Source organism: Yersinia fenwicki, from assembly GCF_043099325.1.
Classification (GTDB): domain Bacteria; phylum Pseudomonadota; class Gammaproteobacteria; order Enterobacterales; family Enterobacteriaceae; genus Yersinia.
Map to the genome: position 1 here is coordinate 2,519,038 of NZ_CP170755.1, position 24,244 is coordinate 2,543,281.

Below are 24,244 nucleotides of genomic sequence, written 5' to 3' on the forward strand. Positions count from 1 at the left end.
CATAACAAATAGAAGACTGTGCTAGAATTAACGATAATATAACTGTTAATTTCCCTGTCGGAGAGAGTTTGAATTTTTTCTTTTTTATTAAAATATCCTTATTAATAAAATAGTGATTATGATATGAATTAAAAAGTGTAAGAGACTTGAGTTAATAATTGTATGGGTTCATTTTTATTACTGTCTGAAAACCACCAACCGCGACTGACCTCCAGATTAAGTAATGCTTTTTTATATCTTAATGTCGTACCGACACTTACGCCGCTATTACTTTGCCACCCTCTCTTACTTTTGTGCTGTAATGCCCGCCCTGCATCGAAACCGATATGTGGAGTAATAACGGCCTGTCCCAGAAAAAAATGATGGGATAATGTATTCCTTATATACCAACCATTACCTGCAGATTGAGATCCTCGACTAAACCCCCTAATTGCATGGCGTGCGGTGAGATCTATACTCTCAGGAGAGACTGTTTTATCCTTACTATATTGACCAACAAAAAGATGTTCTAATTGGTACACTGATTCAAATAGCTTTACGCGATGATTAACATTAGCTGATAGTTTGCTTGTAGTGAATTTACCATCAGTAAAGCGTTTGTTATCCTTATCAATCTGACCAGCATTAAACCATGGCATTCCTCTTTTTACAGCTATATTAAAGTTCACCGTCCCATTTGGGAATAAGCGGAGTTGATTTAAGCTTATACCCAGAGCACTGAGCCTATGACTGTTAACCCCCACTTTTGTTTTAGCAATATAGCTGTCTATAATTTTATGTTCTACTTTCGTACTTATACTATTGATGCTGTTTTGATTTCGATAAAAAACGTAATCAGCATTAAAATGATATTCTTTTGAGCTACCATTAAAATTAATGACATTAAATTTAAGCCTTTCATTACGGCGATAGTTTCTATAATTAATAAGTGTGTTTAATGTAAGAGCACCATAAGGTACTGAATAAAAAAATGTCGCCTCATTCTTGTAAGATTTTTTAGCATTTTCTAACGTCCGAACGAAATCTAATATGACTAAATCAGAGAAACCGAGCGGGCTATCCACCTTGAGTGAGGTTCTATTTCGCCATTTGTCTGAGCCTTTATAGCCATAATTGTCTACTGAAGTTGATAGATGCCAAGGCACAGCATTATTATTATTAATAATCACTATCGTGTTGCCATTTTCGTGGCCAGGCCGTATATCTAGCGTTACTCTATTGGATTGCAATCTGTTCGCCTGATCGATGGCTTGATCAAGTTGCGATACGTTGAGTGGTTTACCGACCATATCAGAAAAGAGCATCTTATGATGTGTTCGCCTATCCCCTCCTACAATTTTTTCAACTATCCCTTCAGTTACACTCAGACCAAGCTCGCCGCGCGAATTTATTGGCATAAATCTGACTCGGGCTGTAATATACCCCTTGTTTATATATTGATTTGTAAGGTCTTTAGCCAGGGAATTAATATCATAATATTTAACGCAGCCATTGTTTATATTATTTAATAGCTCTATATATTTTATAGAAACCAGTGTAACCCCATGTACAAACACCCCATTAACTGGCAAGCAGTCTGTTTTTTTTTCTTTTTCTATCGTATCAGGAACATCTGCACTGGAAATATTACAACTAAAAAAAACATTAAAATCAATAATCGTATAATATGCATTTACAAAACACCTTTGAACTTACATGTTAAATATTTAATAAACAGAAAGACATTTAAAATCACATATTGTGAATAGTCCATGTAAGCGAATTAATTTAAATTAATGTACAAACAAGTACCGATTCAAAATACATAACTCATGTATTCAGGAAAGTGTATGGTCATCTGATTAAATTATTTTTAATGATTAGTAATATAATTACTAATTTTTTTATTCATTCATTTAATAAAATTAATAATGACATTAAAAAATGAAATGAAACTGCATCATGTAACCATAAAATCTATGATTATCCATGTACTGACGCAGAATCCCATCGAGCCATGTAGGGCTGGCAAGCGGTAAGAGAGGGGGAGAAGAAATTGAGTGTAGGTGGATTTTTTGCGTAAAAGTGGATGTCCGTGTTTGTCCTGGCAATGGGTGTGGAATTAATTATTGCTAAGGTCGATACCGATGAGCGTAATGTTTGTATGATAATCCTCCCAAAATAAAACACCCTGTCAGCTTTCCGCTCACAGGGTGTGGTGACCATCTCATTAACCTTTATATTAATCGGGACTCTCTGTTTAGCTCTCTATTTAAATGATGAGTATGGTTTGATTGATTAACTCAGTTCGTTCTACGGGCAAAATCGCGCAATTTAAATCCAAGCAAAGCAAGTACTGCAAAATAGGCAATCACCCCCGCAATCACAACAGCAGTTAGCCGTAGCAAGCGATAAGCCATCCCCCCGACATCCCAAGCAGGCATCACCCATAGCAGACCCAGCAACACTACGGACATCACCACCACTCCAATCACCAATTTAGTCAGGAACACTGCCCAGCCTGGTTGCGGATGAAAAATCTTCTGCTTGCGTAATTGCCAATATAACAAGCTGGCATTCAGACAAGCACCTAAACCTATCGACAGTGATAAACCGGCATGCTTAAGTGGCCCGATGAAAATCAGGTTCATAACTTGGGTGATTATCAGCGTAATAATAGCTATTTTGACCGGTGTTTTTATGTTCTGACGTGAGTAAAAACCCGGTGCCAACACTTTTACAACAATCAACCCCATCAATCCGACAGAATAGGCCACCAACGCACGCTGTGTCATCAGCGCGTCAAACGCACTGAATTTCCCGTATTGGAATAATGAAACCACTAATGGTTTGGCTAAAATCCCTAAAGCCACCGCACTGGGTAATGCCAGCAGAAAACACAGACGCAACCCCCAATCCATCAACTTAGAATATTCATCATGGTTGCCGCTGGAGAAGCTCTTTGCCAGTGATGGCAACAAGATAGTGCCCAGAGCCACACCCAGCACACCCGAGGGGAACTCCATCAAACGGTCAGCGTAATACATCCATGACACCGAGCCGGAGACCAGAAATGATGCGAAAATTGTATTGATAATCAGGGAGATTTGGCTCACTGAAACGCCAAGAATAGCAGGCCCCATTTGGCGCATCACTCGCCATACACCAGCATCTTTCAGCGACAACCGAGGCAATACCAACATCCCTATCTTTTTCAGATGAGGAAGTTGATAGCCTAATTGCAGTACACCACCTACCACCACAGCCCAAGCCAGCGCCATAACTGGCGGATTGAAATAAGGTGCAGCAAAGAGTGCAAAGCCTATCATGCTGATATTAAGGAAAGTCGGGGCGAATGCCGGAATTGAAAAACGGTTCCAGGTATTTAGGATCGCCCCCACCAGCGATACTAAAGAAATCAACAAGATATAAGGGAATGTCACCCGCAGTAACGCAGAAGTTAATGCAAATTTGTCTGGTGTATCGGTAAAGCCGGGCGCAGTAATAAAAATGACCCAGGGTGCAGCCAGCATCCCTAATACTGTAACCACTGCCAGAATAAGTGTTAATAAGCCGGAAACATAGGCGACAAATGTTCGGGTTGCTTCCTCACCCTGCTGGCTTTTATATTCGGCCAGAATCGGTACAAAAGCCTGTGAAAAAGCCCCTTCAGCGAAGATACGGCGTAATAGATTGGGTAATTTGAATGCGACAAAAAAGGCATCCGTTGCCATACCAGCACCAAAAACCCGCGCAACAATCGCATCGCGAGCAAAGCCCAACACGCGGGAAAACATGGTCATTGAACTGACAGCTGCCAGTGATTTCAGTAGATTCATAGGTTTTTCTGATCTATTTTCCGATCTGTATTTGCAAAATACGCTGTAAATATCAACGCCTGCGTTGAGCAGGCGTTGCTTCTACCACTAGGATCATCACGATTGAGATGAGCTTGGCATTATATCAGGACTGACAGGTTATTCCGCCACCTGCTGTTGTAACAGAATCTCTATCATTCGTTGCGCGAGGATAGCCTCTTCACCCGATACTTGCGGTGTTGTCTGGTTACTGACCGCGGCAATAAAGTGATGAACAGCACCGCTAAAACCTCGTTGTTCTAGTGTGGTTTGCCAACCAGGTGCAGGTAGGTTTATCACTTGTCCGTCTGACTCCTGCTGCCATTGGCGCATATCCATAATCTGATAGCAGGTACCTGGGCTAATCGCTTGCACACTTTCGCGTTGAGTTCCGCCGTGGCGATGCATGCTGGTCGAGATAGAACAATCACCTGACTGGAAATGGTGCTCGGCATACAGCATCTGCTGTTGTGTATTTGTTTGTATCGTCCCACTGATTAATTTGGCGGCTGCCCCACCCAGCCACAACGCCGTATCCACCACATGCAGATAATCATCAAGCAAGGTAAAACGGACATCATTTGGACCGATACTATTCTGCCGATGTTTCTCCATGCGCAGCGATGCAGGGTGACTCATTTGCTGCTTAAGCTGCTGATATAAAGGTGCGAAACGTCGATTAAACCCCACCATTAGCGCCAATCTTTGCTTCGCCGCTAATGCAATCAATTGCTCGGACTGCGCGATGGTTTCGGCTAATGGTTTATCGACATAAACATGAATCCCGGCCTGCAATAACTCGCCCACCACCTGAAAATGGCTCGCGGTACTGCTGTGGACGAAGACGGCATCACACTCAGCGGCCAAAGTATCCAACCGTGAGAAGTAACGCATGCGATAGCTATCACACACTGGTTGTGCTTTTATCTGGTTAGGAGAAAACGCTCCCACCAATTGCCAGTCCTGCGCTTGGGTTAAAATAGGCAAATAAGCCTTTTGCGCAATGCCACCGAGGCCGACAATACCGACGCGTAGTTTTTTATCAACACCGGATTGCTTCATAGTATCCTTATTAATCATCTAGTTGCATCAACACTTCGTCAAGGCGACGAGTCAGCGCAATGACTTGCTGTTCGAGCTGAGCGACTCTGGCTTCAAGATCATGAGTTCCCTCTGGCGCACTTTGCACTGCTGAAGACACTGGTGCAATATCGCCACTGAGCAGATGCATAAAGCGGCTTTCTCTTTTGCCTGCCTCGCGCGCTAAGCGCACCACGAAAGGCCCATCTTCGCGTAATGACAACTGATTGAGTACGTCTTCAGTTTCAGCCACATCAGAAAACTCATGCATCCGGCTGGTACGATTACGCAGCTCACCCGGTGTCTGTGCGCCGCGCAAAAACAGAGTGGTCATCACGGCCAGTTCAGCGGGAGAAAACTTCAAATTGCCAAATTCTGAATTGCAAAAACGGTGCTCATATTTCATCACCCGATTGCCACTATGGGTTCGGATAAGGTGTTTTTTCAACAAGAAATCCAGTGTTTGTTGCACCTCTGATTCAGATAATTCCATGACCGGTTCACGGTTGGTTTTCTGATTACAGGCGATCGTCACACCATTGAGTGACATCGGATATTGCTCCGGCGTTGTCACTTGTTTTTCCAGCAAACAGCCAATAACTCTGGCTTCTTGGGCATTTAAACTGTGTTTCATCCTGACCTCAGCGAGTTGGCGTCCATTCTTTGTTAGTCAAAGCCGTCAGCACATGATCGCGCCATTGGCCATCAATCAATAAGTAATCTTTCGCGTAACCTTCACGTTCAAATCCAAGGCGTTCGAGCAAATTACCGCTGCGATGATTATGCGGCATATAGTTAGCCATAATACGATGCATCCGTTCATGCCGTTGCATGTAGCGAATAAGGGGTTGCAAGGCTTCAAACATCAGCCCCTGCCCCTGCCAGCGCTCACCTAAGGAATAGCCAAGAAAGCAGGCATGGAACGAACCGCGCAACACATTGCTAAAATTCGCCACACCACGGACTTCTTTTTCTTCGGGATCTAACAAAATAAAATAATATGCGCTACCTTGTTTTTGCAGCTCCATTATCATTCCCAACCGCGCCTGCCAGCCAGAAGGCATGCAATGACTTTGATCACGCACAGGCTCCCAGGGTTTAAGAAATGCCTGATTTTCAGCGTAATACTCCGCCATGCGATACGCATCACGCTCATTCACCAGCCGTAGTGACATTCGGTCTGTTGTTAAGCGGATTTTAGGTGTTACTGAATGATAGCCGAACATCTGCTCCCCTTTGGCTATGCGCTGTACTCAAGTAGCGACAATCTTTTTTATTCAATATACCTGTTGTCTGGCTGCTACGTAAAACGATGGCTGCGCTCTTTTGACGCATCAGTACAGAAAAATGCGCGATTAAAGAGAAAAAGAGGTATTTTATTATGAAACTGTCGCAGAGGTAACGTATTGACGATAAGAAATATTATCAATCCAAATCCTCGGGATTTTTAACAACTCCGTACAAACTGTAAGCACAGTAAATGCTAATATGCCCACTCTGTGTTCGGCTAAAGCATCAGGATGTTTCACTAACTTATCGTACTATGCTTACAACATCTGCATATTCAACTCAATCAATTTTATCATATCAGCGAACAACAAATTTAAAAGGCTTTAATTGAAAATACTATCTCAGTTAAAGTTTTTTATATTTTCATTACCGATATATTTACTACTTCACCGTCTTTGTTAAAATATCTATACTCAACGTCTTAATAAGATTAAACCACTAAAAATAGCATCAGAACAATAACCCTTTCACTTTAAATAACTCAGTAATTGTATTATCTTTCCCAATAAAATTATCATGACTACTAGACATCTGTTTGAACGTTGCATTGACTTCATCTACTCTAAGACTGAGCAAATTATTCTTGATTCGATCTAATGCAAGGGCATTATTATCAAAACTCGCATCATGCGTTGTAATAACCACAGCCTGATTTTTAGATTTTCTACATACCTCAATATTCTCATAAACCACACCTAACTCATTAGCCAACTCTTTCAACTCTGAACTAACCAATCCAACAGTGTTTATGAAATTATAAAAGTAATAATCTCTCTCATTTGATGGATACAATCCATAGGTTTTAGTTTTGAATAGAAGTTTATTTATCTCTCTATAAACTGAATTTGCATCTTCTGACATACGATTACACTCGCTTAAAATACTCTTTAAAATACTGACTTCTTTTTCAGATGAACTTTTATGGTCAATAACTTTATTAACAATAGTTAATGCAGTATTACACCGTGGAACTACAGTTCTTAACCTTTCATGTTTAGGGAAAACATCATTAACCAACTCAATCGCTATTTTATAACCTTCCTGCGCTGTGAATTGAGCCAAGTAGTTACGAGCGATAAGAACCGCTCCTACAGCGGCCCCCGCCATTACTACATCCATACATGCCGATACGAAAGAACTATCCATACCTTTTGTAATATAAATATCCAAAAGCATTACGACTACTGCACCTGCACTAAAAGTTACAAATGGCGATGTAGCATATATAAAAACCTGTCTGGCAATATTTTTAATTTTCATTTCATACTCATTAGTATTCGTCTGATGTTCTTAATAAGCAATATTGATTTTCCATCATGATTTCTGTGTGGAGTATTTCCAAGTTTATCTTCCGAAATATCATGCCATTCAGATTCAAGATCTAAAGTCGCTTTTTTTCATTTCACTATAATGTTCGAGTATTACATCATTGGACTCAACAAGCATGTAGTTGCCATATACTAATATGCCACTTTCTCCACTTCTAAATCCGTATAAAACCGGCTCCTTTATAATATCAAGATGATAATCTCTATAATTTATCGCATATTTAGTATCTCCATTAAAAAGATCAATAAACCGCGCGACAAAAGTTAGTGGTTTTTCACGTTTCCACTCGTTTTTTGATTTTGATCTATTGATGTGATTAATATTTGAGTTTATCAACACTGATATAATAACTCCTGTAGCAACAATTGCTGCCGCCACTATCGCCACATCATCATTGTTATCCATACCTGAAAATACCATCGAATCATCGTATAACGTATTATATGAGTATCACTGATCGATGTAAATGGACTCACCTAACAATCCCTATACATCTCTGGGAATAGTTTCTACTGTGTTTTAGGAAGAAATAGTGATCTTCTGGAGTTTCGAAAACGTAGCATCCACTACTAGCGATAGTTAAGTTAGTAGCTTAGTTGGTATATCTGTTTTTTATTAACTTTATATTCTGCTTAAAAAATTCACTTGTGAATAAATAGTAAAACTCATGATAAGGCATTTAGACATACTAAAATAATTATCTAACAAGTTGAGATATATGAGTAATAATTTGTTGGAATATAACAGTGGAATTATAAAACTAGTTGATATGCTAAAATATGAGAACTAAAAACTTACCGATGAAGGTGAGAGTAAGTCAAGTATTATCACCTATTAACCAGTTATCAATTAAATTTGATAACTATATTTTCTGGATTGATAATTATCGTAATGATTATCACATCAAGATAGCAGAATATATATATTAATACTTAGTACTCGTCTTGCCCTATCTCAGTCAAGAAATATTTACAACTATAAGGGATGGACTCAGCTTGATGAGTATAATGCATGAAATCCTATGCGCAAAATACAAGCAATTATTTTCCCTAAATCGCCTATTTGTATTAAAATTTTGCTGAAGGAAAATAAGGATCATCAGCAAATAATCAAGGGACATCATGGACATTCATCTTAATCATAAAAGTAGATTTATCGAGTATTATCAATCCATTGCGATAACTAATAGTGACAAGTTATTAAGAGTAGCCAGAGATGTTTCACGTTTTGTTCTTCGTGATGCTCTAGTAAGAGCAAGGTTTGAAAACGAAATAAAAGATTTTATTAGTGAACAGATGAAAATAATAAAATCAGCCAGAACGGAATCTGATTGCAAGATAGCCATCGATAACTTGAATAAAGAGTGTAGCCATCTTCTTGAACAAGATCTTATGCTGAAAACCAAACGAGCTAAAACTGTTGTCGCTATAGAGCTTAAAAAGGATCGTGACACTTGGGGCTATGTTATACAAGGAGTTAATATAGTAGTTAGTGGACTTACAGTATTAGGTGGTTTCACTCTAACATCTGCATCTTTAGCAACAGGGAATATACTTGGAGTCGTAGCTGGTGCAACCATTTTTCTGCACGGAATTAACAGCTTACAAGAAGTTATATCAAACATTAAGAATGGGACTGACTCTTCAACAGGTTTTATGCTAAACGGTTATATAGCGACAGCTGAATTTTTAGGTTTTAATAAACAAGTTGGTTTCTTAGCCTATAACTTTATGAGTATTGGATTGTCGGGCTATGGAATGGCAAGAATGGTTCTGAAACCTGATGCATGGAGACTGTTTAGACATATCCCAACTGATTATGTGAGAAACATAAAGACTATGGGATATGGTTCATTAGCAATTGAAGGCACCGGTAATGCTTTATCTGTTAAAGCAATTAACGATAGCAAATAACGCTAATCAAATTACTCCTTCAGTGATACAAATAATAACTTCGCTCCTAATATAACGGGAGCGACGAAGTTCATTATAGCAACACCAATAACTGCAGCAATAACATAAGATTCAAAATCTGAAGAATCACTGGTGATAAAGATATTGATACCAATTCCAATCAGCAGGAAATGCAAAAAAATAGTTCCTAAAGAAATTCTTTTGAGTTGTGCTATAGCAATCTTAAATGAAATATTATTTCCCATAGCTTGTTTACGTATAAATTCAATATCTCTTTTTGAGATAAATTTTTTCTTTGATAACAACATCTCAATACTTTTATCGTCCATAATAACCAGCGATCCAAACCAAACAATTTTATATGGTATCTTATTTTCGTATGATGTTACAATCACACAACTTAAAATTAGGATTTTCGCTTGCGCAGTTTATGCCGTAGCATGAGTAATGACTGTCGGTTTCACCGTTATCAAAGTTGCTTGAGATAAACTCTAGATTCTAATTTTTTATATACTAATAAAAGATGCAAGAAAGCAAAGTTGGCCTAACGTCGTTGTGTCCCCACTGGTGGATTTCATATTTGTTATCAATAATTGTTAACCCATTTGACTACTGCCCCCGAACTGTTCTTCACAAGCATTGACCATGTGTCTGCTGATAACACCAGTAACAAATAATTTCAACATGGAACTATCTGCGCATTTCTTACCTTTAAATGCTGAGCAACTTTCTGCGCACAGCCAAATCCTATGATTAACGTTTAGAAGTAAAACTGTTTTTTATTTATCATGCTGATTTTTAAAGTAATCTATAAAACTACTAGCCTGTCGACTCATCCCGTAACCACTATCCTGTCTCTCTTAGAAACCCATGCATAGCAGTATGCAGTCATATTATTAGTTGTTATCATTATAATTGCTCTCACAAAGGATATAGTTTGTATAATACTTCAAACTATATGCGTATTTTCTATTCCCTCCTTTTCAATTTCTGACGGTGAAGCATGGCCTTGGTATCGCAAGCTCGGAGCTTGGGTAAATACTTTTTATTGCTTGATAACTTATTAGTCGTGTTGGGTTTCTTCGTTGTTTTCCCACTCATCTCTATCCGATTTGTCGATCAGTTAGGTTGGGCTGCGGTACTCGTGGGTCTGGCTCTGGGATTAAGGCAACTGGTGCAACAAGGGCTAGGCATCTTCGGCGGCGCTATAGCTGACCGTTTTGGCGCAAAACCTATGATAGTTACCGGCATGCTCATGCGTGCGGCAGGATTTGCCTTAATGGCGATGGCAGACGAACCCTGGATACTGTGGCTGGCTTGTGCTCTGTCTGGTTTGGGAGGGACCCTCTTCGATCCGCCACGTACCGCACTGGTTATCAAGTTAACTCGCCCCCATGAACGTGGCCGTTTCTATTCTCTCTTGATGATGCAAGACAGTGCTGGTGCAGTCATCGGCGCATTGATCGGGAGTTGGCTACTGCAATACGACTTTCATTTTGTCTGTTGGACCGGCGCGGTTATCTTTATATTGGCCGCAGGTTGGAACGTCTGGCTGCTGCCGGCTTATCGAATCTCCACCGTACGCGCGCCGATGAAAGAAGGCCTAATGCGCGTGCTACGTGATCGTCGTTTTGTCACCTATGTCCTGACCCTGACCGGGTATTATATGTTGTCGGTGCAGGTCATGCTGATGCTGCCGATTGTGGTCAATGAAATTGCCGGCTCCCCTGCCGCCGTTAAATGGATGTATGCGATTGAAGCCGCACTCTCACTGACGTTGCTCTACCCGATTGCTCGCTGGAGCGAAAAGCGTTTTCGCCTTGAACAGCGTTTAATGTTCGGTTTATTGATAATGACATTGAGCCTATTCCCGATAGGCCTGATTACCCATCTACAAACATTGTTTATGTTTATTTGCTTCTTCTATATGGGTTCTATTATTGCCGAACCCGCCCGTGAGACTCTGAGTGCTTCACTGGCAGATTCACGCGCACGCGGCAGCTATATGGGCTTTAGCCGTCTTGGACTGGCACTCGGTGGCGCGCTAGGTTACACCGGCGGGGGTTGGATGTACGATACCGGCAGAACGCTGGACATGCCCGAGTTACCCTGGTTCCTGCTGGGAATTATTGGTTTAATTACACTCGTTGGGCTGTACTGGCAATTTAATCAACGCAGGATTGAGTCAGCCATGTTGAGCGGCAGCTAGTCTTTTATATACCAGAGGAGCCAACTTCTTTGGCATCCCCCGAACTTAATTGATTCAGGGTTATCCGATTGGCAGAATGTATTTCTTGCCGCACAATTCGCCCCACGACCCAACCGTAGCTGAACAAACACGGTTAATAATACAAAATGACAAGCTGAGCGGTTATTATCGGGTGAGTTTATCTGTTTGATGAGTGCTTATTGCTATGAGGTTTTAATGAATAAAATGATGTGGGGCGCTGCTGCGCTGATCGTGACAACAACATTGGTGGGCTGTAACCAACTGACTCAGTACACTTTGAGCGAACAAGAAGTTAATGATTATCTGCAAAAACATAATAACTATGAAAAACAGATTGGCATCCCAGGGCTGGTTGATGCTCATATCACGTTAACACAATTGCAGAGCCAAATTGGTCGTGCTGAACCCGGCAAAGTCACATTAACCGGTAACGCCAAAGTCGATATTACGTCGATCCTTGGCCCGCAAACTGCCGACATGACATTAACCTTAAAAGCGCAGCCAACATTTGATCGTGAAAAAGGCGCCATCTTCCTAAAAGATATGGAATTGACTGACTACACGGTGAAACCTGAGAAAATGGATTCAGTGATGAAAGCACTGACACCTTATTTAAATCAGTCACTGAAATCTTATTTTGATCAGCAACCTGCTTATGTGCTTGACGGTGAAAAGAGTAAAGCTGAAGCGATGGCGAAAAAATTGGCGAAAGGTTTAGAAGTTAAACCGGGCCAATTAGTCATCCCACTAACGGACTAATTGGCACCGCACATTTAAACACAGTGGTACGGGGTGCTTACTCCTCCGTATCACTGTTTTCTGATAACTCATCCCACATAGCCTGCAATGCTTCGCGGCTTAACTGTGCCAACGTGCGATAAAAACCACTGGTGGCATGAGCTTCTACTTTGCCAAGAAAACGTCCACACCAAGGCAGTAAATAGGCATCAAACAGTTCGATTTGCGCCGCCACTTCATCTTCTGCCGCTTGATCTTCCAGCCACGAGGCCGCCAGTAATAAACCACCAAAATGGTCTGTTGGCGCTTCGCCTAACGGCATTCCGCGTTGTTGAAGAAAAGCTCTGACCTCGGCTTCCGGGCGAGCATCTTCATAATCGGAACCATAAGGCGAAACACTGCGTTCATCGCCAACAAACAGATTATTATAATCCGCAGCCAAAGCTTCAGGCTGATACTCCTGTTGCAGACGCGTCAGCAACTCACTTTGTTCTAGTGGCCAATGCTGTTCTAATTTACCTTGACCTATCAGCGTAAAAAGCGGTTCTAGCAATGGATCTTGTGGTTGGCGATAAAAAAGCGACCCAAGAACGCGACACACCAGAGAAAAATCATTCATTTACATCATCCTGTTTCTTATTGGTTTTTAAATCAAAAAATGTGACAACGTCGGATAAAAATTACAACCCGGCTAACTCTGGTATCGGTGCTCGGCCACGCTGCTCAAGGTAATTCAGCAAACGTCGTGGGCTGACATTCAAAATTCTCTCTTGCGGGAAATTCACTTCAGTAATAATGCGCTCGCAATGTTCAAAAATCCCCAATGAATAAGCAATATGTGAATCCGAACCCAAGGCAAGCCAGCCGCCAGCATCCCTTACTGCTTCAGCAATCGCGCGGCAATTCGCTTCGCTCCCTTTACGGGAATGCGTAAATGATGAGTTATTCAACTCCAATGCCACATTATATTTTGCTGCGGCTTCAGCAATAGCTTTAATATCAACTGGATACTTAGGATTACCTGGGTGACTGATGATATGTACATTCCCCTGCGCCATAGTGGCAATCATCGCTTGGGTATTGGCGGCCTTATCTTGAGGTGGGAACACTGGCTCGTGGAAACCGGCAATTAGCAAGTCTATGGCATCCAACATCGGGCCAGTACAATCAATATCCCCTGCCAGATTTTTAATATTCGCTTCGATGCCACGTAAAATCCCCACGCCATCAACCAACCGCGGCCATACTCGCATGTTCATAAAGTGCCAATAATGCGGGGCATCAGCCATATCCGGGCCATGATCAGTAATGGCAAATAGTTTGATATTTTTTAGCTTAGCTTCGGCGATATAATCGTGCAGGGTACTATAAGCATGGGTGCTCGCGATGGTATGCATATGTAAATCAACAGGATACATGACTACTCCACAGGTCTTTTTATGGCGAGATGGCTTTTTTGCAGGCAAAGCATAGTGCGCTAATGATAGCAGGAATTCTTCTCATCAGCAGCGCTAAAACCTCGCCGGCAATCGCGTTAGCCCCATCAAACCGTGGCAGCTCTTAAATCAGTACCCTCTCACAACATCAACTAACCCAACAGGTTCCCTTCCCGCTTCCATTGCCTGAATATTGGCAACCACCTGATCCATTGCCGCATCTGGCAAGGTAACCGCAGCAATATGTGGCGTAATGGTAACCCGGGGATGACTCCAGAATGGATGCATTGAAGGCAGCGGTTCTTCAGCGAATACATCTAATGTCACCGCCGCGACTTGCCCAGCATTCATTGCAGCCAATAGATCCCGCTCCAATAAGTGCGCTCCCCGTGCAATATTGATGATATAGGCATTGGCATTCAGTTGTGAAAAGAGTGACTGATTAAGGATACCGGCTGTCTTTGGGGTATTGGGCAAGAGATTAATCAGCAATTGTGTCCCTTGAATGAAAGCGGGTAACTTTTCTTGACCGGCGAAACTAGTCACTCCATCAATTTGTTTTGGCGTACGGCTCCAACAACGGACAGTAAAACCAAACTCGACCAGCTTGTGAGCAACACTTTTCCCTAATACACCCGCGCCGAGAATTCCTATGGTGAATTTATCATGTTGATGCGGTTCGAGGGGTTGCCACAACTTCTGTTGTTGTTGCAACTGATACTCATCCATACGGCGGAAATAGCGTAATACGGTTGCCACGACATATTCCTGCATCTGCAAAGACATCCCGGTATCTTCCAGCCGCACCAATGGCACGCCCGCAGGTAAAGTTCCAGGATTACGCCGTTCTTGATCCAAAATAGCGTCTACCCCTGCGCCCAACGCAAACACCCCTTTCAGTTCAACACGACTGGCGAGCATCTCCTGAGGTGGCTGCCACACCAGCGCATAATCTGCCGGTTGCGTATCACCACGCCGCCATTGCCTGATATTGGCGTTGGGTAAGCGTGACTGTAGCCCTGACAACCACTGTTTTGCCTCAAAGAATGGGTGATAAAAAATAATATTCATTATTTGCCAGCTCCTTGCGAAAGTATTGAATAGACTTTCGCGATTGGCGCGTAGATGCAAGCGCTACTCGCAAAAAATGACGATGAAATCAGCAAATTGCTGTAACTTTAGCTAAACAGCGACAAAGCGCGCATAAGAGGGTTGACGCTGGGCACACTTTTGCCTACATTACGCCGGTCGGCCCATTGAACGCGGCTGATTGTACCAGTAGTAACACGGTGAGGTGTCTGAGTGGCTGAAGGAGCACGCCTGGAAAGTGTGTATACGTGTAAGCGTATCGAGGGTTCGAACCCCTCCCTCACCGCCATATTAAAGTGAAAAGCCCATGAAATCATGGGCTTTTTCCATTTCAGACCGTTGAGAATAATTTTCTTTGCATACCAGCAACTATACATAACGTTTGTCATTAATTGATTATGTAGCCCTTTAGCATCCCATGCTACAACGTGAGAAGTATTTCTGTTTTGAAATATAAACCACAAGGGTATAAATATATGAAGCTTCCTTTTATTCATTTCTTATTTCTATTTTATATACAAACTTCACTCGCTTCACCTCTTATAGTCGCTCATCGGGCTGGCACCGCTGATTTTCCTGAAAATACCCGACATGCTATTGGTGAATCCTTATCAAATAATGTTGATATGGTCTGGATTACTGTTCAACTCAGTAAAGACGGTGTACCGGTATTATATCGACCCAAAGATTTAAGCGAGTTAACTGACGCTGATGGCCCCGTGTCTAAATATACGTTCGATGAATTACAATTGTTAGATGCGGCTTATCGCTTTAAGCAGGATGACCACTATATTCACCGTGGGTGGGGATAAAAGATTTCCTCATTGTATTCGATACTTTTATCATACCCTAATATAAAATTTATTATTGATATTAAATCCCCTGATGCTGAACCAAAAATAATGGCTGACGCCATAATAAATTTAGAAAATAGCACCAAATCCGCTGATCGAATCTTTTTCTATTCTACTGAACAGAAATATCTCGATGCACTCCCTGAATATTTTAATAAATTCGAACCGCGCAATAAAACCCGTAAGATTCTGGCTAATGCTGTTATGGCCGATAAATGCATAATTGCCAAAAAGAGGAGCAATTCATTCCCCAATAGCCGAAATAAATATTATGCCTTTGAATTAAGGCGTGATGTAAAAGTCGTGGAGAAGTTAACCCTGGGTAAAGGGACGACTCGTACCCAATTGGTTTGGAATCAGTCCGCAATGGACTGTTTCAAAAGAAGCGAAGAGACAAAAATCTTGCTGATTGGCATAAACTCAGCCGAGGATTATCAATTAGCTAAAGATCTTGGTGCGGATTATGTGATGGTTGATTCCCCAAGTCAGGCACAAAAGTGGCGTTAAACTCATCTTATTTGTTGGTGAATCAGTCTATCTGTGCGCGGAATAACCAGATGACAAACAACAAATAAATACTGCTTGACCATCTGCGTACCGGTCACTATAGTAGCGCCCCGTTGGAGTGCTTAGCGCAGTAACGGAACGGTGAGGTGTCTGAGTGGCTGAAGGAGCACGCCTGGAAAGTGTGTATACGCGTAAGTGTATCGAGGGTTCGAACCCCTCTCTCACCGCCATATTCGAGCGAAAGGCTCTGACGAAAGTCAGGGCCTTTTTCTTTGGTACCAAATTCGGAGTCGATTCATTATAAAGATCGTCTGCGTTTATCTTTAACTATGCGGTCACCCAGAGGAGAAAGAGGCATTAATCGGCTATAAACCACCTGATTACGACCTTGATTTTTCGCCTGATACAGTGCTTCATCCGTCATTTTCAATGCCTTTAGCATCGACATTCCCGGTAAGTAAAGAGAGGCTCCAATTGAAATTGTCACCTTAACTTTTCGTCCATCAGGCAATTGCACATCTAAACTCTCTACACGCTGACGAATACGCTCTGCAACCGCTTTAATAGCTTGTGGGTCATGGCTATAAGTAATAATAATAAACTCCTCACCACCATAGCGACCCACAAAATCTTCATCCCTGATAGCCGTCATCAATAATTTCCCAACTTCAGTTAATAAGATGTCACCACCATCATGACCATAGGTATCATTAACGGACTTAAAGTTGTCGAGATCCAAAATAAGTAAACCACATGCCTGACGATTGTGATGAATGCTGTTCAGGCGATAATCGACACTCGACCGGCTATTTAACTGAGTTAACTTGTCGATGTTTGCTCGATTTTTCATTGCAAAATATGCATAAATATGGCGCTCTTTAAAATTCAGAGCGTGATAACAAATAGCTAAACAAAGAGCAGAAATGAGTTGATATACTACAATCTGTGTCCAGAAAAGAGTATTAGGAACCAATAAAACAGCGGTAAGCATTCGATAAATGGCAATTAAGATAATAGTGGTATAAAAGATGCGACTACTCTTTTTCTCCCACACTTTAGAGAACAAAAGAGGAATAATTGCTATTGTTATTAAAACATTATCTAATGTCAGCCAACCTGTAAAAATGAAATTTATCATCAACGCAGTTAAACCACTTAGCCAACCGCCATAAAATGTGACCAAAATAATCGGGATCATCTCGAAACTGTAGAAGTAAGCTCCAGAAATAACCCACTGATCTTGATTGAGGTAAAGTGACACCAGCCCCGATATTAGCCCAAATACGATACGCTTCCAAACCTCCCCATTATAGGAGAAAGGGCTGTTCTTACTTAAGGCAAAATAACCAATAGAGAGAGTTGCATAAGTGACACAGGCATCTCGGTATAACGTCGACAAAGAATCTAATTCACTCATGGCGTAGCATCAGTCCTTTGAATTCTCAGTGATGATTTTTGGCCGCACACATGCTGCCGATTATTTTCTAAAATCAAGTCACGTTCTAGCTCTAAATTATTCATCGGAACCTTAGGTCTTATACAGAGATTGATAGTTTCTAACCTAAATCTTAGCTGCGAGATAGGCTTTATTCTTGAATAATTTTATTATGCGGCCTTCCCCTCTCTTGGGGTAACAAGATATCGCCTAATCACTTAACCCACTTAAGACAAGCTGCATTCTTCTATTGTTAAAGCTTTCACTCAGTTTCTAACACTTGATGCTCAAAGCAGCTCCTACCCGAGATAATAAGCAGTTTGAATTTAGCCTTACAGAAAATTGTCTTGCCGGTCATGAATCCGCTCATTTAAACCACTTTATAAAACCGGCTGTTATCTCTATTTCTGCCAGAGATTGATATACATCTAGATCTCAGACTGTGAATTGGCGTATCGTGGTTATCTGCTACTCGAGACGGACCCTTATTGGCCCGCCATTTATTTTGTCTTTTCTTTATTTGGTTTGCACCTTAGATGAAAACGCACGGAATTAACGGCATTAGGCCGTTCAGCGCGATAATTGACGCTTGCTGGCGAGAAACCTATACATTTCAAAGATTTTTAAAAGATATTATTGCCGGTATTACAGTCGGCATTATTGCGATCCCACTGGCTATGGCCCTGGCAATTGCCAGTGGTGTTCCCCCACAGTACGGCTTATATACTTCGGCTATTGCCGGGATTGTTATTGCGGTCAGCGGCGGCTCCCGTTATAGCGTATCTGGCCCTACCGCGGCTTTTGTGGTTATTCTTTATCCAGTATCACAACAATTTGGTTTGGCGGGTTTATTACTGGCGACATTGCTTTCTGGCGTGTTTTTATTGTGCATGGGGCTCGGCAGATTAGGCCGTTTAATTGAATATATTCCGCTGTCAGTCACGCTTGGCTTCACCTCGGGAATTGGTATTACCATCGCCACCATGCAAGTGAAAGATTTCTTCGGTCTACACTTGCCGGAGGTGCCGGAAACTTATGTGGGTAAAGTGGCAGCACTTGCCCAAGCGCTGCCAACCATCAACTTCAGTGATACGTTAATTGCAGCTGTCACTCTGATGGTTTTAATTCTCTGGCCACGATTAAAATTAAAGTTACCAGGTCACTTACCTGCGCTCATCGCCGGTACCGCTGTTATGGCAGTTTTATCGTTATTTGATCATCAAGTTGCCACTATCGGCTCACGTTTTGGCTATTTATTAGCTGATGGCACACAGGGTCACGGCATCCCCCCTATTTTGCCGCAATTTGTTTTACCCTGGCATCTCCCAGCCGCCAATGGGCAAGAATTTGTTCTGAATTGGGCCACACTTTCGGCACTGCTACCAGCAGCCTTTTCGATGGCAATGCTCGGCGCGATTGAGTCGTTATTATGCGCAGTGGTTCTTGATGGCATGACTGGACAAAAACATCACTCAAACAGTGAGTTAGTCGGTCAGGGGCTCGGTAATATGGTCGCACCCTTCTTTGGTGGTATCACCGCCACTGCAGCTATTGCACGTTCTGCAGCTAACGTTCGTGCAGGAGCAACCTCACCGGTGTCAGCAATTATCCATTCACTGCTGGTGTTATTGGCTTTATTGGTTCTGGCACCGATGTTGTCGTACCTGCCGCTAGCTGCCATGGCCTCGTTGCTGCTTATCGTAGCCTGGAATATGAGTGAGGCGCATAAAGTGGTCGACTTACTGCGTCGTGGCCCTAAAGATGACATTATCGTCATGCTGTTGTGTATGAGTCTGACAGTATTATTCGACATGGTGATTGCTATCACAGTAGGTATTGTATTGGCCTCACTGCTGTTTATGCGCCGTATTGCCCGCATGACCCGTTTAAGTGAAGTACCTACTGAAATGAATGAACATCGGCTGGTGTTACGCGTGAATGGGCCACTGTTCTTCGCCGCCGCAGAGCGGATTTTTAACGAGTTACTCAGCCGCAGCGAGAATTACGACACCATCATTCTGCAATGGGACGCGGTACCGGTTCTGGATGCAGGAGGGCTGAACGCGTTTCTGCGCTTCACAGAGGCCTTAGGCGAGCATCAGCAACTCATTATCACGAATATTCCTTTCCAACCGCTGAAAACGCTGGCCAGAGCACGAGTACAACCTATCGAGGGTAAGTTGAGCTTCTACGGCTCACTCCCTGAGGCGTTGGCGGCATTAGCAATAAAATAACCTTTTCCGCGATCAAAAAAGGCAGTGTAGATGACCTACACTGCCTTTTTGTCTATTTCACCGCAACAACATCAAGGATGCGGGTGATAGATTGGATTACTTGCTGGTATCAAGTTCTGGGAAGTTTTTTACCAAATCATCAATAGCTTTCATCTGCACCAAGAACGGCTCCAGCTTGTCTAGTGGTAATGCAGATGGGCCATCACATTTAGCGCTGTTCGGCTCTGGGTGAGCTTCAATAAATAGCCCAGCCAAGCCAACAGCCATACCCGCACGGGCCAGTTCAGCCACTTGAGCACGGCGGCCGCCTGATGCAGAGCCAAACGGGTCGCGACATTGTAATGCATGAGTCACGTCGAAAATGACCGGATGACCGCCCGTCGCTTGTACCATCACATTGATACCTAACATATCAACAACCAAATTGTCATAACCGAAGTTACTACCACGATCGCAAAGAATAACCTGATCATTACCGGCTTCTTTGAATTTCTCAACGATATTGCCCATTTGGCCTGGGCTAACAAACTGAGGCTTCTTCACGTTGATAACCGCACCAGTCCGTGCCATCGCTTCAACTAAATCAGTTTGACGCGCCAGAAATGCTGGCAATTGGATAACATCAACAACCTCTGCAACAGGCTGGCACTGGCTTATTTCGTGAACATCGGTGATCACTTTTACGCCAAATTGCTGTTTCAGTTCCTGGAAAATTTTCATCCCTTCTTCCAGGCCAGGACCACGGTAAGAGTGAATTGAAGAACGGTTGGCTTTGTCGAACGAGGCTTTGAAGACGTAAGGAATACCCAGCTTTTGGGTGACAGTCACGTAATGCTCGCAGATGCGCATCGCCAGATCGCGAGACTCAAGCACGTTCATGCCACCAAACAGCACGAAAGGCAAGTCGTTCGCTACGTTGATATCGCCAATGCTAACCACTTTCTGTTTCATACAAATACCTTTATAAAGGATAAATCGAGATTAATTACAGTGAGTTATTACTCAACAAGGTGATTACCATAAATATACCCAAAATAATCCGAGTTGCAGGAAGGCGGCCAACGCACATGCAGCTTGAAGTATGACGGGTATCAGTGCAATGTCACTCGCTGTTGCTCAATGGAGTGGATCTGCATTTTTATCATTTCAGCGATGGGGTCTTCCGGGCACTGTTCGACAAAATAGCTTAAATCAGAGATAGCAATATGGTTACAGTCCAGTTGGGCATAAATCAGGCCACGGTCGCGGATTTCATACGGGTCATCGGGGTCAAAAGCCAACACCGCTTCACTGGCACGTAAAGCCAGTTCCATCTGCTTTTCTTCCATTAATGCGGCTTTTAAAGTGTCGAGCATTTTACGCACAATCAAGGTGTTTTCCACTTCTTCCAAATCTTCATCTTCCAATTCGGCACTCAAGCCCAGATTGCCCTTTATCCACACTTCCAGCATATGCTCGTTCAGTGTTTCACCGTTCAATGGGTTAATCAGCCACATTTCTTCGTCTAGCCAATCCGCGCGAAGAATCAATTGGGTTGGAAAAATAACAGGCATCAATGGCAAGTCCAGTTGATGCGCGATATGCAAGAAAATCACCCCTAGTGATACCGGAGTCCCCTGCCGCTTATCCAGCACTTTATCCAGCCAGATAGCATCTGACAGACGGTAAACACCGCCCGCCCCTCCAAACTTCCACTTACGGTAAAACAGATCGATAAGCACTTCTAATTGCTGATCCTGATTGAGACCGTCGGGCATTGCAGCCCTGGCATCATCGACGAGCTGTTGTAGTTGATTGCGTACATCAGCCAGTGGAAAATTCTGTCGAATCTCCTGGGTAACCAGTAACACCCCATCACACAGGGACGCGTTGTTAAATTCGAAATCAGCAATGCTACTCATAGATATCCCATCAGCAGTGGTAACTTAGTTGTTGCCAGTTTTATAATTAAATACAGGCAACCCAATGCGAGTATAAAGGCAAGCCAGCGACGATTCTGACTGCGAGTTCGCTTACCTAATGCAACATAGCCAAGCAGGATATAGATAATAACGCCAAACAACTTTTCAGTCAGCCAGGTTCCTTGCGGACTGAAAGGATAAAATCCAGTCATAAAAATCAATACAATGCCGCTGACAAATAGCAGCGTATCATTGATATGAGGTGTTATTTTTATCCAGCGTTTATCCATCATAGCTGAACCGCGACATTTCCAGAAGAAACGTAACACAAACAGCGTAATACTGATAACCACTGTGAGTAAATGCAAATACTTCATGGCGATGTAGTCAACCCACATGTCTCTCAGTCCTTAATTTATGCTGAACGGGAATTTTCTTGTTTAAGTGCCCATTGACCCAAAGTCACACGATCATTATTACCATAATCTTTATACGTCATTACAGCACTAAATCCCGTCTTGTTAAGCAGCTTCTGTACCACTGTGGCTTGTTGCCAACCATGCTCCAACATCAACCATCCCCCCACCTCTAAATAAGCCGGAGATTGGCGAATAATTTCAGCCAGATCAGCTACTCCCTCAGCCTCAGCCACCAGCGCACTATGTGGTTCATAGCGCACATCACCTTCATTAAGATGAGGATCATTGGCATCGATATAGGGAGGATTGCTCACAATCAGCATAAATCGCCCACTCACCGAGTCAAACCAGCTACTTTGCAGGAAATCCACATTATTTATCGCGAGTTTTTGGGCATTATGGCAGGCCAGAGCAACAGCATCAGCTTTAATATCAACCCCTATCACCGTGCAATCTGGGCGCTCGCTGGCTAATGCCAAAGCAATAGCACCAGTGCCCGTTCCTAAATCCAGAATACGACATGGAGTGGCAGGCAAATACGCCAAAGCTTGCTCAACTAGGCACTCGGTGTCCGGACGGGGAATTAATGTGGCGGAGGAAACACTCAACGGCAGAGACCAAAATTCACGCTCTCCCACCAGATAGGCAACCGGCTCACCTTGTTCACGACGCGCGGCCAAGGGTTCTAACGCCGCCAATTGCTCGGCAGTAAGTGGGGTTTCACCAAAGGCCAATAAATAGGTACGAGCGCGTCCTGTAACGAAACTCAGTAGAATTTCGGCGTCGCGTTTTGGACTGTCACTTTGGTTAAAACGGGCTGCCGCTTGCGACAGCCACTGCTGATAATCCATTAATCTTGCTCGGACAACGCAGAGAGCTGATCAGCTTGATATTCCTGCACAATCGGCTGGATAAGCATATCCAGTTTACCTTCCATCACCTCATCCAGACGGTAAAGTGTCAGGTTGATACGATGATCTGTCACGCGTCCTTGAGGGAAGTTATAGGTACGATTGCGGTCAGAACGGTCACCAGAGCCTAATAAGTTACGGCGCTCAGAGGCCTCGGCTAGCTGACGTTTTTGCATCTCGGCGGCACGAATACGTGCGCCCAACACTGACATCGCCTTGGCTTTGTTCTTATGTTGCGAGCGCTCGTCCTGACATTCCACCACAATTCCGGTGGGAATATGGGTAATACGAATGGCTGAATCCGTGGTGTTAACGTGCTGACCACCGGCACCTGAAGAGCGGAAGGTATCGATGCGCAAATCACCCGCATTGATTTCCGGCATTTCAGCTTCGGGAATAGCCGGCATCACCGCCACCGTACAAGCAGAAGTATGGATTCGGCCTTGCGATTCGGTTTCTGGTACGCGCTGAACACGATGACCACCCGACTCAAATTTTAACTGCCCAAAGACGCCATCACCGGATACCTTGGCAATCACTTCTTTATAACCGCCATGTTCACCTTCGCTGGCGCTCATTATTTCCACTTTCCAGCGACGGGCTTCAGCGTAGCGGCTATACATGCGGAACATGTCACCGGCAAAAATAGCCGCTTCGTCACCACCGGTTCCTGCGCGGATTTCCAGGAAGCAATCACGCTCATCATCAGGATCTTTAGGTAGTAACAGAACTTGCAGTTGCTGTTCCAGCTCTTCACAACGAGCTTTAGCTTCTTTCAGCTCATCCTGCGCCATTTCTCGCATTTCGGGATCATCGAGCATCATTTCTGCTGCTTCGATATCATCTTGTACACTGCGCCATTCTTTGAAACAGCGAGTAACATCCGTCAATTGCGCATATTCACGTGATAACGCGCGGAAACGGTCTTGGTCGGCAATAACATTGGCATCGCCAAGGTGCGCTAACACTTCTTCGTGGCGCTCTTGTAACGCTTCCAATTTGGCAACAATAGAAGACTTCATCCGTGGTTTTAAACCCTGTA

The 24,244-nt window shown here is 43.1% G+C and carries 21 protein-coding genes, 2 tRNA genes and 1 pseudogene; 7 read left to right on the top strand and 17 right to left on the bottom strand.

From position 1 onward, the window contains the following. Positions 1-128: 128 nt before the first annotated feature. The 7 genes from ACF3VQ_RS11615 to ACF3VQ_RS11645 all read right to left on the bottom strand — a co-directional run bounded on the left by ACF3VQ_RS11615 (position 129) and on the right by ACF3VQ_RS11645 (position 7,940). Positions 129-1,571 (bottom strand): ShlB/FhaC/HecB family hemolysin secretion/activation protein, encoded by a 1,443-nt coding sequence (locus ACF3VQ_RS11615; protein ID WP_392430975.1) that lies wholly within the window; start codon positions 1,569-1,571, stop codon positions 129-131. 711 nt (positions 1,572-2,282) lie between these two features. After that, positions 2,283-3,818, bottom strand: coding sequence for a murein biosynthesis integral membrane protein MurJ (gene murJ, locus ACF3VQ_RS11620; protein ID WP_392430977.1), 1,536 nt, complete (start codon positions 3,816-3,818; stop codon positions 2,283-2,285). 138 nt (positions 3,819-3,956) lie between these two features. Beyond that, positions 3,957-4,916: a Gfo/Idh/MocA family protein gene (locus ACF3VQ_RS11625; RefSeq protein ID WP_392430980.1), complete on the bottom strand. Its 960-nt coding sequence runs from the start codon at positions 4,914-4,916 to the stop codon at positions 3,957-3,959. Next, on the bottom strand, positions 4,909-5,550 hold the full coding sequence (locus tag ACF3VQ_RS11630) for a YceH family protein (protein WP_392430982.1): 642 nt from the start codon (positions 5,548-5,550) through the stop codon (positions 4,909-4,911). The genes ACF3VQ_RS11625 and ACF3VQ_RS11630 overlap by 8 nt, the downstream gene beginning before the upstream one ends. Positions 5,551-5,557: 7 nt before the next feature. Beyond that, a complete protein-coding gene (gene rimJ / locus ACF3VQ_RS11635; protein WP_392430984.1) occupies positions 5,558-6,142 on the bottom strand; it encodes a ribosomal protein S5-alanine N-acetyltransferase in 585 nt (194 codons plus the stop codon). A 514-nt stretch (positions 6,143-6,656) separates the two neighbouring features. Then, complete coding sequence (locus tag ACF3VQ_RS11640; RefSeq protein WP_392430986.1) at positions 6,657-7,466, bottom strand: hypothetical protein; 810 nt, start codon at positions 7,464-7,466, stop codon at positions 6,657-6,659. Positions 7,467-7,580: 114 nt separating this feature from the next. Further along, positions 7,581-7,940 carry a hypothetical protein gene (locus tag ACF3VQ_RS11645; protein ID WP_392430987.1) on the bottom strand — a complete coding sequence of 120 codons (360 nt, stop codon included), beginning with the start codon at positions 7,938-7,940 and terminating at the stop codon, positions 7,581-7,583. Between the two features lie 716 nt (positions 7,941-8,656). Between ACF3VQ_RS11645 and ACF3VQ_RS11650 the strand changes: the two genes are divergently transcribed. Further along, positions 8,657-9,448 carry a DUF4225 domain-containing protein gene (locus ACF3VQ_RS11650; protein WP_392430989.1) on the top strand — a complete coding sequence of 264 codons (792 nt, stop codon included), beginning with the start codon at positions 8,657-8,659 and terminating at the stop codon, positions 9,446-9,448. 11 nt (positions 9,449-9,459) lie between these two features. On the opposite strand, the gene ACF3VQ_RS11655 is transcribed toward ACF3VQ_RS11650, so the two are convergent. Then, positions 9,460-9,777 (bottom strand): hypothetical protein, encoded by a 318-nt coding sequence (locus ACF3VQ_RS11655; protein ID WP_392430990.1) that lies wholly within the window; start codon positions 9,775-9,777, stop codon positions 9,460-9,462. A gap of 674 nt (positions 9,778-10,451) precedes the next feature. Between ACF3VQ_RS11655 and mdtH the strand changes: the two genes are divergently transcribed. Further along, positions 10,452-11,657 (top strand): multidrug efflux MFS transporter MdtH, encoded by a 1,206-nt coding sequence (gene mdtH / locus ACF3VQ_RS11660; RefSeq protein ID WP_392430991.1) that lies wholly within the window; start codon positions 10,452-10,454, stop codon positions 11,655-11,657. Positions 11,658-11,873: 216 nt separating this feature from the next. Next, complete coding sequence (locus ACF3VQ_RS11665) at positions 11,874-12,437, top strand: lipoprotein (protein WP_026017865.1); 564 nt, start codon at positions 11,874-11,876, stop codon at positions 12,435-12,437. 37 nt (positions 12,438-12,474) lie between these two features. On the opposite strand, the gene ACF3VQ_RS11670 is transcribed toward ACF3VQ_RS11665, so the two are convergent. The 3 genes from ACF3VQ_RS11670 to ghrA form a co-directional block, all read right to left on the bottom strand. Then, positions 12,475-13,035, bottom strand: a complete 561-nt coding sequence (locus tag ACF3VQ_RS11670) for a molecular chaperone (RefSeq protein WP_392430993.1) — start codon at positions 13,033-13,035, stop codon at positions 12,475-12,477. Positions 13,036-13,096: 61 nt separating this feature from the next. After that, complete coding sequence (locus ACF3VQ_RS11675; protein ID WP_392430995.1) at positions 13,097-13,834, bottom strand: phosphatase; 738 nt, start codon at positions 13,832-13,834, stop codon at positions 13,097-13,099. A 147-nt stretch (positions 13,835-13,981) separates the two neighbouring features. Continuing rightward, positions 13,982-14,923, bottom strand: coding sequence for a glyoxylate/hydroxypyruvate reductase GhrA (ghrA, locus tag ACF3VQ_RS11680; RefSeq protein WP_392430996.1), 942 nt, complete (start codon positions 14,921-14,923; stop codon positions 13,982-13,984). Positions 14,924-15,140: 217 nt separating this feature from the next. Here ghrA and ACF3VQ_RS11685 point away from each other — a divergent pair. The 3 genes and pseudogenes from ACF3VQ_RS11685 to ACF3VQ_RS11695 all read left to right on the top strand — a co-directional run bounded on the left by ACF3VQ_RS11685 (position 15,141) and on the right by ACF3VQ_RS11695 (position 16,532). Next, a tRNA-Ser gene (locus ACF3VQ_RS11685) sits at positions 15,141-15,230 on the top strand. A 187-nt stretch (positions 15,231-15,417) separates the two neighbouring features. Continuing rightward, positions 15,418-16,302, top strand: a pseudogene (locus ACF3VQ_RS11690) (glycerophosphodiester phosphodiesterase family protein). A gap of 140 nt (positions 16,303-16,442) precedes the next feature. Continuing rightward, positions 16,443-16,532, top strand: a tRNA-Ser gene (locus ACF3VQ_RS11695). Between the two features lie 68 nt (positions 16,533-16,600). Here ACF3VQ_RS11695 and ACF3VQ_RS11700 read toward each other — a convergent pair. Then, entirely contained in the window at positions 16,601-17,719 is a 1,119-nt protein-coding gene (locus tag ACF3VQ_RS11700; protein ID WP_392430998.1) for a GGDEF domain-containing protein, read from the bottom strand. 554 nt (positions 17,720-18,273) lie between these two features. Between ACF3VQ_RS11700 and dauA the strand changes: the two genes are divergently transcribed. Then, positions 18,274-19,971 carry a C4-dicarboxylic acid transporter DauA gene (dauA, locus tag ACF3VQ_RS11705; protein WP_392431000.1) on the top strand — a complete coding sequence of 566 codons (1,698 nt, stop codon included), beginning with the start codon at positions 18,274-18,276 and terminating at the stop codon, positions 19,969-19,971. A 96-nt stretch (positions 19,972-20,067) separates the two neighbouring features. Here dauA and kdsA read toward each other — a convergent pair whose 3' ends face one another. The 5 genes from kdsA to prfA all read right to left on the bottom strand — a co-directional run bounded on the left by kdsA (position 20,068) and on the right by prfA (position 24,224). Continuing rightward, the gene (kdsA, locus tag ACF3VQ_RS11710) at positions 20,068-20,922 is read right to left on the bottom strand and encodes a 3-deoxy-8-phosphooctulonate synthase (RefSeq protein WP_129196417.1); all 855 of its coding nucleotides are present in this window, start codon (positions 20,920-20,922) and stop codon (positions 20,068-20,070) included. 140 nt (positions 20,923-21,062) lie between these two features. Continuing rightward, the gene (gene sirB1 / locus ACF3VQ_RS11715; RefSeq protein ID WP_392431002.1) at positions 21,063-21,872 is read right to left on the bottom strand and encodes an invasion regulator SirB1; all 810 of its coding nucleotides are present in this window, start codon (positions 21,870-21,872) and stop codon (positions 21,063-21,065) included. Then, on the bottom strand, positions 21,869-22,270 hold the full coding sequence (locus tag ACF3VQ_RS11720) for a SirB2 family protein (RefSeq protein WP_392431005.1): 402 nt from the start codon (positions 22,268-22,270) through the stop codon (positions 21,869-21,871). The genes sirB1 and ACF3VQ_RS11720 overlap by 4 nt, the downstream gene beginning before the upstream one ends. A 17-nt stretch (positions 22,271-22,287) precedes the next feature. Beyond that, the gene (gene prmC, locus ACF3VQ_RS11725) at positions 22,288-23,142 is read right to left on the bottom strand and encodes a peptide chain release factor N(5)-glutamine methyltransferase (RefSeq protein ID WP_392431008.1); all 855 of its coding nucleotides are present in this window, start codon (positions 23,140-23,142) and stop codon (positions 22,288-22,290) included. Further along, positions 23,142-24,224 (bottom strand): peptide chain release factor 1, encoded by a 1,083-nt coding sequence (gene prfA, locus ACF3VQ_RS11730; RefSeq protein WP_392431011.1) that lies wholly within the window; start codon positions 24,222-24,224, stop codon positions 23,142-23,144. The genes prmC and prfA overlap by 1 nt, the downstream gene beginning before the upstream one ends. Between the last annotated feature and the right edge of the window lie 20 nt (positions 24,225-24,244).

Bases quoted from the DNA above. Each gene is read 5' to 3' on its own strand.
- ACF3VQ_RS11655 (WP_392430990.1), bottom strand. From the start codon at position 9,777: ATGGACGATAAAAGTATTGAGATGTTGTTATCAAAGAAAAAATTTATC.
- ACF3VQ_RS11670 (WP_392430993.1), bottom strand. From the start codon at position 13,035: ATGAATGATTTTTCTCTGGTGTGTCGCGTTCTTGGGTCGCTTTTTTAT.
- ACF3VQ_RS11700 (WP_392430998.1), bottom strand. From the start codon at position 17,719: ATGAGTGAATTAGATTCTTTGTCGACGTTATACCGAGATGCCTGTGTC.
- dauA (WP_392431000.1), top strand. From the start codon at position 18,274: ATGAAAACGCACGGAATTAACGGCATTAGGCCGTTCAGCGCGATAATT.
- ACF3VQ_RS11675 (WP_392430995.1), bottom strand. From the start codon at position 13,834: ATGTATCCTGTTGATTTACATATGCATACCATCGCGAGCACCCATGCT.
- prfA (WP_392431011.1), bottom strand. From the start codon at position 24,224: ATGAAGTCTTCTATTGTTGCCAAATTGGAAGCGTTACAAGAGCGCCAC.
- sirB1 (WP_392431002.1), bottom strand. From the start codon at position 21,872: ATGAGTAGCATTGCTGATTTCGAATTTAACAACGCGTCCCTGTGTGAT.
- ACF3VQ_RS11720 (WP_392431005.1), bottom strand. From the start codon at position 22,270: ATGTGGGTTGACTACATCGCCATGAAGTATTTGCATTTACTCACAGTG.
- ACF3VQ_RS11640 (WP_392430986.1), bottom strand. From the start codon at position 7,466: ATGAAAATTAAAAATATTGCCAGACAGGTTTTTATATATGCTACATCG.
- prmC (WP_392431008.1), bottom strand. From the start codon at position 23,142: ATGGATTATCAGCAGTGGCTGTCGCAAGCGGCAGCCCGTTTTAACCAA.
- murJ (WP_392430977.1), bottom strand. From the start codon at position 3,818: ATGAATCTACTGAAATCACTGGCAGCTGTCAGTTCAATGACCATGTTT.
- ACF3VQ_RS11625 (WP_392430980.1), bottom strand. From the start codon at position 4,916: ATGATTAATAAGGATACTATGAAGCAATCCGGTGTTGATAAAAAACTA.
- ACF3VQ_RS11630 (WP_392430982.1), bottom strand. From the start codon at position 5,550: ATGAAACACAGTTTAAATGCCCAAGAAGCCAGAGTTATTGGCTGTTTG.
- ACF3VQ_RS11650 (WP_392430989.1), top strand. From the start codon at position 8,657: ATGGACATTCATCTTAATCATAAAAGTAGATTTATCGAGTATTATCAA.
- kdsA (WP_129196417.1), bottom strand. From the start codon at position 20,922: ATGAAACAGAAAGTGGTTAGCATTGGCGATATCAACGTAGCGAACGAC.
- ghrA (WP_392430996.1), bottom strand. From the start codon at position 14,923: ATGAATATTATTTTTTATCACCCATTCTTTGAGGCAAAACAGTGGTTG.
- mdtH (WP_392430991.1), top strand. From the start codon at position 10,452: ATGGCCTTGGTATCGCAAGCTCGGAGCTTGGGTAAATACTTTTTATTG.
- rimJ (WP_392430984.1), bottom strand. From the start codon at position 6,142: ATGTTCGGCTATCATTCAGTAACACCTAAAATCCGCTTAACAACAGAC.
- ACF3VQ_RS11665 (WP_026017865.1), top strand. From the start codon at position 11,874: ATGAATAAAATGATGTGGGGCGCTGCTGCGCTGATCGTGACAACAACA.
- ACF3VQ_RS11645 (WP_392430987.1), bottom strand. From the start codon at position 7,940: ATGGATAACAATGATGATGTGGCGATAGTGGCGGCAGCAATTGTTGCT.